A 10,569-nucleotide genomic window follows, 5' to 3' on the forward strand; every position below is an offset into this window, starting at 1 on the left:
CTCGAAGCGCCTCTACATGAAATAAGGATTTCTTGTCATTAAATTTATCATATTGACAGGCGCTTCTCGAAGCGCGGCTACATTCCATCACTCTTTTGGGTCATTAAATTTATCATATTGACAGGCGCTTCTCGAAGCGCGGCTACATGAAATAAGGATTTCTTGTCATTAAATTTATCATATTGACAGGCGCTTCTCGAAGCGCGGCTACATTCCATCACTCTTTTGGGTCATCAAATTTATCATATTGACAGGCGCTTCTCGAAGCGCGGCTACATTCCATCACTCTTTTGGGTCATCAAATTTATCATATTGACAGGCGCTTCTCGAAGCGCGGCTACATTCCATCACTCTTTTGGGTCATTAAATTTATCATATTGACAGGCGCTTCTCGAAGCGCGGCTACATGAAATAACGAACGTTCGTAGTAACGACTTCAGTCGTTATCTTTCATAATTTCGTAGTAACGACTGAAGTCGTTTCCATAAAACCCCACCCAATCGGGCGGGGTTATTTCTTACTTTCAAGCAAAAGTAGAAGACCCAAAATCCGGTGGTATATCCTGAATCCGTCCAGGACCGATCGCCTGAATTGCTTCTTTCAGAGAAACATCCCCGGTATAAAGCGATCGCCCAACAATCACACTATTCACCCCCAGAGGTTCCAGGGACAACAAACTGAGCAAATCCGTCAAGGAACTCACTCCACCAGAGGCGACAACGGGAATATCCACCGCCCTCGCCATTTCGCGCAACGCCGGAATATTCGGACCGGCCAATGTGCCATCGCGATGAATATCTGTATAAATAATCGCCGCCACGCCTAACTCCACCATTTGTTGCGCCAGGACCGTCGCTAACACTTCCGAGGTTTCCAACCATCCCCGGGTGGCAACTTTGCCATCTCGTGCATCAATTCCGACCACAATGTGACCCGGAAATTCTTGGGCAAGTTGCTGGACGAGTTCCGGTTTTTCAACTGCCACAGTCCCGAGAATAGCGCGATCGATCCCGAGGGATAATAAGTTGGCAACGGAGGCATAGTCTCGCAATCCGCCACCGACTTGGATCGGGACGGAAACAGCGCGGGCGATCGCCTCGATGGTTTTCAGATTACGCGGTTCCCCCGCTTTTGCCCCATCTAGGTCCACTAAATGTAACCGAGTCGCACCTTCGTCTACCCATTGTTTGGCAACCGCCACCGGGTCCTCATTAAACACATCCGAGCGATCGTAATCCCCCTGATACAGACGGACACAACGACCTTCTAATAAATCAATCGCTGGAATCACTTCCATAACCAATCTAACCTCAAATTTTACTCAATTACTATGGCACGGGATGAGATAAAAGTCATCGATTGCAGTTCAAGTTAAATCCTGACCCTTTCCCGATCCAATGCCTCACCCTCCGTATAGTTTAGCTATCACTCCCAGGGGGCATTTTCGGGGACTGGCAGGAGAAGCGCGGGCTTTTTCCTTCTAAGTTTTCCCTCCTGCACCACCAGCGGCGATCGGCCCTTGTGCAGGGGCTACCACCCGAGGAATTGCCTCCTAATTGTATCAAACCTCCGGCCACTTCCTTAAGAAGTTTTGCCGAAACCAAGCCACTCAGTTCCTCACTCTTTCAACAAAATCTACCATTATGTGTGCAAAAGGTATCGACGTTTCCGATTGGCAACACCCCGTAAATTGGAATTCCGTGATTGGCGATGGCATGGGGTTTGCCTTTACCAAAGCAACCGAAGGTTCTACGTTTGTGGCCGATTCCTATCGCAGTAATTGGGCGGCGATTAAATCCGTGGGGATGCCTCGGGGTGCTTATCACTTTTATCGGGCCAAAAGAGACCCCCGAGCACAAGCAGATATTTTTCTCGACACTGTGAAACTGGAACCGGATGATTTGCCGCCAGTTCTGGATATTGAATCCACTGATGGGGTCGGTGCAAGTGCGATTATTCGGGATATTACAACTTGGGTGGAAATTGTCGAAAAAGAAACCAAGCGCCGCCCGATTATTTACACCTATCCCAGTTTTTGGGAACGGATTGGTAATCCTAAAATTTTCACCGATTATCCCCTATGGATTGCTCACTATCAGACGAACAATCCTTGGGTTCCCGGAGGGTGGGATGGTTGGACCTTTTGGCAATACACAGAAAGCGGTAAAGTCAGCGGAATTAATGGCGGTGTAGATGTCAACTGGTTTAATGTCTGCCGCCAAGGAGGGAAAGGCTCTCATGTGAAGTATATCCAAATGTGTCTGCGGGATAAAGGATTCAATCCCGGGTCCGTTGATGGGGTATTTGGGGCGACGATGCACTCCACAGTGATGGCCTTTCAACGGGCAATGAATGTTACTGTGGATGGGATTGTCGGCATTCAGACTTGGACTGCCTTAGTGAGTGCTATTCAACCCCAGACGCCGGTTCCACCGACGCCTCCCCCGATTTATATTCCCACCCCAACACCGACTCCGGTTCCACCGCCAACTCCTGCACCGCCTTGGCCCCCCTTTCAGTCGGGTCCAACTCCGGTGATTCGGTTGATTGATGTCTGTCGATTTTATCAGGGATTTTCCCATCAAAATCAAGCGTTAGAGTGGTTACAGGGTCAAGTTTCTCAGGCGAATTTACTAGAATTTGCTCGTCGCTGGCGGGGTCATTCTTCTGCGTCATCCCCGATTAATTTTGTGGATGTGGCTAAATTTTATCAAGGATTGCCCATGCAAGACCAAGCGATTCATTGGTTGCAGGGTCAGGTTTCCAGTGGAATTTTAAATGAATTTGCCCGGTGGTGGCGATCGGGAACCCAGCAAGTGGCGACTCAATCCACGAGTATCAATTTGGTGGATGTTTGCCATTATTATCAAAGTTTGAGTAACCAAAAGCAGGCGCTACAGTGGTTAGAAAGTCAGATTCCTAACAGTACCTTAGCTGAGTTTTCTCGGCAATGGCGGAAGTTGGCATCGGTGCCGGTTCCTGGCAATATTTCTTTGGTGGATGTCTGTCAATATTATCAGGGATTAACCCATCAAAAAGAGGCGGTGGAATGGTTGCAACGGCAGCTACATAGTTCCGTGTTGGATGAGTTTACCCGGAAGTGGCGGGGTTAAGGGATTAAGGGGGTGCAGATTAGAGATTTTTGAGTCACCCCTGATACGGAATTCGGTTGTTAAAAATCTATAAAAACCCACACCCTCAAGGGTGGGGCTATCCGGACGAAGCCCGCCTGCGCGGGCTAAAGCGCGAAAACCGACTTTTACCAACCGGATTTGGTATGAGATGAAGTGAAATTGGCGCAAAGTCGGGGCAATTGTTGAACAGTTGCCCCGATTTGTATTGAGGGGCATCATTTCTTGTAAATTTTTCTTTTGATAATTTTATAGAAAACTGTGGAATACTGAAAGACATAATGTTTTTCTGGGGCATTTTTACCACTGTTATGACTCAATTACTCCCTCAGTGTCAGCAGCTACAGGAGCAGGTCGATCGCATTCTCGAATTGTTGCATCAAGAACCCGCCTTGCGGCAGCAGGATATCACCGCTGTTCAGTCCTCGCTGAAAAAGGCGGTGGCCCCTAAGTTTGAAATTGTCTTTGCCGGGGCTTTTAGTGCCGGTAAATCCATGTTGATTAATGCCCTGTTAGAACAAGAATTGCTCTACAGTGCAGAGGGTCACGCCACAGGGACCGAGTGCTATATTGAATATGCCGAACCAGACCAAGGGCGAGTGGTTCTCACTTTTTTGAGTGCGCTAGAGATTAAAGACCAGATTACGGCTTTATGTGAGCGGCTAGACATCAAAGCAGCGATTAATATTGATGAACCCGAAGTTTTCAACCTGTTGCGGCAAATTGGAGAAGCCAAGCTGAATAAAGAAGGGGGGGAAAGTAAATCCCAGGCAGCCAAACAAGCGAAAGCCTTAATCTTATTGCTGGATGGATTTGCCGCCAATAGCAGTCGCATCCATCCGATTAAGAATCACACCTTTTCGATGGAGCAATTTAACTTTGCCAACCTCAAAGAAGCCGCCAGTTATGCGCGCCGGGGGAGCAACAGTTCGGTCTTGAAACGGATTGAATATTACTGCAATCATCCTTTGCTCAAAGATGGGAATGTGCTGATTGATTTACCGGGAATTGATGCGCCTGTAAAACGAGATGCGGAACTGACCTATCGCAAGATAGAAGACCCGGAAACTTCGGCGGTGGTATGTGTGCTCAAACCGGCATCGGAAGGGGATATGACCACGGAAGAGACGGAATTGTTGGAAAAAATGCGGTCTAATCCGGGAATTCGCGATCGCGTCTTTTATGTCTTCAACCGGATTGACGAAACCTGGTATAATAGCCAATTGCGGCAACGTTTAGATGACCTGATTGTAACCCAGTTCCGAGATACCCAACGCCTCTATAAAACCAGTGGATTGCTGGGGTTTTGGGGAAGTCAAATAAAACAAACCAGCGAACGCGATCGCTACGGATTAGATTCCCTATTTGCCGCAAGCGTCAAAAACACCAGCATCCAGGAAGACACCCCGCAATTTGTCAACGAATTTAACCGCTACTGCGCCAACTCCGGGAAACTCTCCCCCAGTCAATTTAAAATTGCGGTTTACAGCTACGAAACCCCCAATGAAAACTACGTCCGCATCCTCAACGAATGCGGAACCTCCCTCCTCAATCAGCTTATTTCTGATAGCGGCATTGAAGAGTTTCGCACCAGCATTACCAACTACCTAACCAACGAAAAACGCCCTCTCCTCTTTAAAACACTCGCCAATGACCTCCAACCCATCTGTCTCGCCTTAAGTCGCCATTACGTCCAACAATATCGGGACCTAGAGAGTCAACCCGTCAACATTGAAGGGTTAAAATTGCGGCGGATGGAACAACTGAATAATGACTTACGCCGCCTGGGAACGGCCTTAAATGAACATATCACCCAAGAGGTGAATGAGGTTGTCACCAATCAGTGCCTCACCTTTGAGGAAGATTTCCGCAAACTGAAAGTCCGCATGGTTTGCCGCCTGGATGAACTGTTGAATACCTTCTCAGTGGAAGAAGCGTATCGGCAAGCAACCCTCACCCATCCTCGCAACTCAACTGCACCGTTATTGGCGATTTTAGTTGAGGCATTTTATTACTTGTCCAATGAATTAGAGGAGGTATTGGCAGAAGAAGCAGAACGAACCATTGCCAATTATTTTGTCTATTTAATCGAACGAATTCGCCGTCAAGAGTATTACCGAGAACTCTGCCGCTTAGTTGGAGGCGATGCGGGATTAGAACAGACGGTGAAGAATTTGGAGGTGCAAGTTCAGCAAGCGATTCGGGCGGCGGCGAGTACGGAATGCGATCGCTTCGTGCGGGAGAGTCCTCGCTTTTACGATGAAGGCACTTTTTCAATTTATCAGTTCCGCAAAGTGCTGCAACAAACTTCTCAAAGTTATGATTGCGTCAGCATGAAAGATGCGGAACCAGCAATTCGTCAGTTGTTAAAGTTGGATTTTGAACCGAAGGTTAATCACACGATTCAAAGTACATTCCGACAAACGACGAATCAAACTCTGAAAACTCATTTGTTGCCGTTGGTGAAGCAGCAAGAGGAGATGATTTTGCAACAATACAACCGAGCGCGATCGCACCTAGAGAAAACCCTGGAACGGGAAGCACAGGAGCAACTCGATAGTAATCAAATCCAGTTGCAAGAAGTCCAGAATAAAATTGCCGATTACAATGAGGTAGTTTCAGGGATTAATAGCTGTTTACAGGCCATGCTGTTAGACCGCTATCAGTTACCATTGGCTAATTTGCAAGAGGCGATTATAGAAGTGGAACCTGTTGAGGTGGAAGATGGGGAGTTTGCCGAGGTGGTGGAGATGAGTTAAGGGGATGAATGTCAATAGGGTAGGATGTGTTTTGGTGCATTTTACCCTGTTGACAGGGGGGTGTTAATAAGATACAATAAAACGGTCAATTCTAGAATGAGCAATTGTTATGAGCAATAATTTTGAGCCTCTACGAGCGGATGAGGTTGTGTCGGTAAACGAGTCTTTCAAAATATTAGTTAACCATCCAACATTCAAAACTCATGAACTAACGGACGCCTTAATAACGCTTCTGAAAAATGCCGATGCGATATTTCGAGCAGGTAAAGTAGAGGAGAAAATGAAATGGTTTAACGAGGGAGTCAATGTTCAAGTTTTAAGATATGGTGCTTCCGGTTGGCAAAAAGGCCGAATTAAAATCAGCGTAGAATTTTGCCCAGATGAGCCAGAAGGACAAAAGACATCGACACCCAATCAACCCGAAACCAGTGCACCTGAATCACCCCTTGATGAGATTCGCAGGATGCAGGGATGAGCATAATTTTGATGATGTAAGATAGGAAAGTAATTTTTTAAGAGGAAGTGTATGAACCATAAAGTTGAAACCCTGAAAGATGATGAAGTGGTATCGGTGCCTCAAGCGAATCAAAGAATACCAATATTGAATCATCCCATGATTAAATTTGGGGACTTGAGGCAAGCATTAACAAAAGTAATAAAAACCCATTTTTTGGGAATTGGGAGCGATGCAGATGAAAAACTTAAATGGCTTGGAGAGGGGGTCGATGTTGAAATTTTAAAGTATGGTTCTCCTGGCTGGAAAAAAGGCAAAGTTAGAATCAAAATTAGCTTAGAATTTTGCTCAGATGAGCCAGAATATGAAGAAATAGCAGCCCGCAATAAAGGGGAATCCAGCGAGCTTGAATCACCGCTTGATGAGATTCGGCGGATGCAGGGATGAGCAAAACATTACCTCATCATAGTAGCAAAACCAATTAGGCGGCAGAGCCGCAAAATGCCCGTATCACGGCAGAGCCATGACACGAGAATCTATTATATAATACTCTAATTCTCGTGACTTGGCTCTGCCGAGTCACGAGAATTAGAGGCTCTGCCTCCTGTCTATCTTTAATCTACTAAAAATCTATGAATAAAACTCCTCGAATCCGGATTCCAGCATCAGTTAGAGCTTATGTGTTTGAACGCGATCGCCATCAGTGTCAAAGTTGTGGTAAAACCGAACAAGAAACCGAACTGAATATTGATCATATTATTCCCCTGGCGATGGGGGGTTCCAACGATATCAGTAATCTGCAAACCCTTTGCCGTCAGTGCAATCAACGCAAAAGTGCTGACCTAGACCCTCGATTCCAGCGTCGGTTTGATTTATAATTGTTATAATTTGGGTTCAAAGGAAGAATTGGGGGACCGGATGAGGGACAAAAGACAACCAGGGACCGTGTTTTGTCCGAATTAAATGCCTTCCGCCTTCATGCTTCCGCTTTGATCCTTCATCTTTTCCATGTCCAATGACCGATGATAAACAAAAAGCAAAAGAGCAAATTCTGTACCTGTTAAAGATGCAAGGGGCCACCAGTGCGACGGACCTGGCAGAACAGTTAGAGGTGTCTCCGATGGCGATTCGGCAGCATTTACAGGCGCTGCGGGGAGAGGGGTTGGTGGATTACTCGGAACAACGGCGTCCGATTGGGCGACCTGTGAAGTTGTGGCAGTTGACCGATCGCACCCTCAACCTATTTCCCAATACTCATGCCGACTTGATGGTAGAATTTCTGAATAGTTTTGAGTCGGTGTTAGGGGAAGCAGAATTAGAGAAAGTCTTAGCAGAACGCTCTCGTAGACAAATCCAAGGGTATCGCGTTCAATTTTCCACCTTAGAAGGGGATAACGGTCCAAATTCACTGCAATCCCGACTCGATCGCCAGGTACAACGCTTTGCAGAAATTCGGACAAAAGAAGGATATATGGCAGAGGCGATCGCCCAACCGGATGGGTCCTGGTTATTCATAGAAAACCACTGTCCCATTAATGAAGCTGCGCGCACTTGTCGATTATTATGTCGGTCCGAACTAGAAGTTTTTAAAACCCTATTCGGACCCACCGTCACCATCGAACGAGTGGAACATATTATGGAAGGCGATCGGCGTTGCGCCTATCAAATCACCCCTAATATCAACTCCGGTGAATCCACCTAAAAAACCATTTCTTCTTCTTCTTCTTCTTCTTCCTCTCTGCTGATTTGCCTCACTATTAACTGCACCTCCGGTCCCCTCCCCTTGCCAAGGGGAGGGTTAGGGTGGGGTCTTCTTGACGGTTTAAGCGCCTGTATGGAGACTTGTTCAACCTCTTTCTTCGTGACGTGCGGTAAGCGGAGCTATCCCGTAGGGAATCGCGCGTCACCGCCGATACCCTCCACCCACCGATTTTTTGTGACCTGAGAACGCCCAAGAGGGACCCCACCCTAACCCTCCCCTTGGCAAGGGGAGGGGACCGGAAGTAAAAAACATACTCTTGTAAGCCCCAAATCCACCGGACTATTTCTTAACGAATCTGGAACGTAAAAGGCATCCGAGTGTATGCATGGAATGGGTCATTCAAATTTTTGAGAATCGACACTTCCTCATACAATTGCTGTAATTGTGCCGTTAGCGGGTCCGGTTCCAAAGTCGGAACCAATGCGCTTAGGCGACTCCCCATCAAGCGATCGATCAGGATTTGTTCAAAGGTGCGAGTTTGGGGATATTCTTCCACCTTCCACACATCTCCCAGTTCTGCTAATTCCGCAGCGGCCAAAATTGCATCATTTAAACCGCCAATTTCATCCACTAACCCCAATTGTTTTGCTTCTTGACCGGACCAAACGCGACCTTGAGCAATCTCACTTACCTTTTGGGCCGGTAGATTGCGAGACTGAACAATCAGATTCAAGAATCGCGCATAAATGCGATCGACCATTTGCTGAATAATCGCCATTTCTTGGGCGGTTTTCGGGCGGGTAATTGTATCAATATCCGCATAAGGCCCGGTTTTCACCACATCCCAGGTAATCCCCTGATTGTTGCCCAAAGTTTGGACATTCAGCAGCATACCGAACACGCCAATGGAACCCGTCACCGTATTCGGTTGAGCGAAAATTTTCGACCCATAGCTAGAAATCCAGTACCCACCGGAAGCAGCGACATTCCCCATTGACACCACAATGGGTTTGGTTTCGGCAATCAACTGAACCTCACGCTGAATCACTTCCGATGCGGTGGCGGAACCTCCGGGACTGTTCACCCGTAAAACAACCGCTTTGACATCCTCATCCCGGCGCAATTCCCGCAATTGTTTGGCGAGACGATCGCCTCCCACCTGAGTGGAACCGCCTTCCCCACTCACAATTTCCCCATCAGCATAGACTAGGGCAATTTGCGAGGCCGATCGCACCTGAGATGCTCTTTGGTCATCACTGACTGCCGCATACCGGGGTAAACTCACTTGCTCAAAGGTGCGATCGTCCTCTGTTTTGCCCGTGAGTTCCTTGAGTTGTGCCACCACTTCATCAAAATAGGCGAGGCGATCGACAAATCCCTGTTGTTCCGCCTCCGTTGCCATCAGCATTCCCCGGGTATTCACCACCTGCTGCACCTGCTGAGTGCTAATCTTCTCACGGCGAGCGATCGTGGTCAGAAACTCACTCCAGATATCGCTCAATAATTTCTCCGTCTGTTGCCGACTTTCTGGGGAACTTTCGGTCAGTACAAACGGTTCCACGGCGGATTTATACTTTCCGACTCGGGTCACCTGAACCCCGACGCCGTACTTCTCCAAACCGCCTGCCAAAAAAGTCGTCTCGGAACTCAACCCATTCATTTCAATGATGCCGAGAGGATTGATCAGAATTTCCTCAGCAACCGAGGCGAGGTAGTATTCCCGTTCAGTCCAATCTTGGTCATAAGCAATAATGGTTTTACCCGCATCTCGAAACCGTTCCAGGGCCCCGCGCACTTCCCGGAGGGTGGCAAATCCGTTACTGCTGGTGGAGGAGGAAGAGTGGAGGTAGATCCCGAGAATGCGATCGTCCTGTGTGGCAGCATCAATGGTTTCCACCACCTGGCGCAGGGTCATACTGCTGGGGTCGGACTCCTCCGAGAGGGTGCGGGATAATGCTTCCGCAGTGGTGGAGGTAGGTTGAGAATCGGTGATATTCATCGAAAGGTCAAACACCAGCATCGAGTTGTTTTCGACTTTCGGTCCCGCATCTTTCGACGAAGTGGCGATCGTGCCTACAACAATCAGGAGTCCACCCAAACTCAGAGCACCTAAAACCCCTAATCCAACAATCGTCCCGAGGATACTAGCAAAGGTGTATTTGAAAAAATCTCGCATTTTGCAAGGGTCCTTAATGTTATCTGCGCTGCATCCGGCGTCGGTGTTTTGAAAACAGACCCGAAGTCGCGATCGCTTATCTCTTCTATGTTAATCCTTCTGGGACTGCCATACCGGATTGGTTAGAAACCACGTTTCTTTCCCTATTTTCAGACAAAGCAACCTCAAAACTTACCCCTATTCTGAAAACCCACCCCACCTGTAGAAGCGATTCGAGAATCGCCAGTCCAGAACCCTCCAAGAAGGCATCTGTCCATCAAACCGCAAAATAATAATGTAGAGGCGATTCGAGAATCGCCAGTCCAGAACCCTCCAAGAAGGCATCTGTCCATCAAACCGCAAAATAA

At 47.6% G+C, this 10,569-nt stretch carries 8 protein-coding genes; 6 read left to right on the forward strand and 2 right to left on the reverse strand.

What is annotated here, in order from left to right:
• Positions 1-523: 523 nt before the first annotated feature.
• Positions 524-1,297, reverse strand: coding sequence for a 1-(5-phosphoribosyl)-5-[(5-phosphoribosylamino)methylideneamino]imidazole-4-carboxamide isomerase (gene hisA, locus NG833_RS20225; RefSeq protein WP_254567077.1), 774 nt, complete (start codon positions 1,295-1,297; stop codon positions 524-526).
• A gap of 346 nt (positions 1,298-1,643) precedes the next feature.
• Here hisA and NG833_RS20230 point away from each other — a divergent pair, with 346 nt between their 5' ends.
• The 6 genes from NG833_RS20230 (at position 1,644) to NG833_RS20255 (ending at position 8,046) form a co-directional block, all read left to right on the forward strand.
• Positions 1,644-3,113, forward strand: coding sequence for a GH25 family lysozyme (locus NG833_RS20230; protein WP_254567078.1), 1,470 nt, complete (start codon positions 1,644-1,646; stop codon positions 3,111-3,113).
• 329 nt (positions 3,114-3,442) lie between these two features.
• Positions 3,443-5,890, forward strand: a complete 2,448-nt coding sequence (locus NG833_RS20235; protein WP_254567079.1) for a dynamin family protein — start codon at positions 3,443-3,445, stop codon at positions 5,888-5,890.
• A 109-nt stretch (positions 5,891-5,999) separates the two neighbouring features.
• Positions 6,000-6,365, forward strand: coding sequence for a KGK domain-containing protein (locus NG833_RS20240; protein ID WP_254567080.1), 366 nt, complete (start codon positions 6,000-6,002; stop codon positions 6,363-6,365).
• A 51-nt stretch (positions 6,366-6,416) separates the two neighbouring features.
• On the forward strand, positions 6,417-6,791 hold the full coding sequence (locus NG833_RS20245; protein WP_254567081.1) for a KGK domain-containing protein: 375 nt from the start codon (positions 6,417-6,419) through the stop codon (positions 6,789-6,791).
• 185 nt (positions 6,792-6,976) lie between these two features.
• A complete protein-coding gene (locus NG833_RS20250; protein WP_254567082.1) occupies positions 6,977-7,222 on the forward strand; it encodes an HNH endonuclease in 246 nt (81 codons plus the stop codon).
• Between the two features lie 137 nt (positions 7,223-7,359).
• Positions 7,360-8,046, forward strand: a complete 687-nt coding sequence (locus NG833_RS20255) for a metalloregulator ArsR/SmtB family transcription factor (RefSeq protein ID WP_254567083.1) — start codon at positions 7,360-7,362, stop codon at positions 8,044-8,046.
• A 346-nt stretch (positions 8,047-8,392) separates the two neighbouring features.
• Here the strand turns inward: NG833_RS20255 and sppA are convergent, their stop codons facing one another.
• Positions 8,393-10,222 carry a signal peptide peptidase SppA gene (sppA, locus tag NG833_RS20260; RefSeq protein ID WP_254567084.1) on the reverse strand — a complete coding sequence of 610 codons (1,830 nt, stop codon included), beginning with the start codon at positions 10,220-10,222 and terminating at the stop codon, positions 8,393-8,395.
• Positions 10,223-10,569: the final 347 nt, after the last annotated feature.

The sequence above is a fragment of the Oscillatoria sp. HE19RPO genome (genome assembly GCF_024220515.1).
Classification (GTDB): Bacteria; Cyanobacteriota; Cyanobacteriia; order Cyanobacteriales; family Laspinemataceae; genus Laspinema.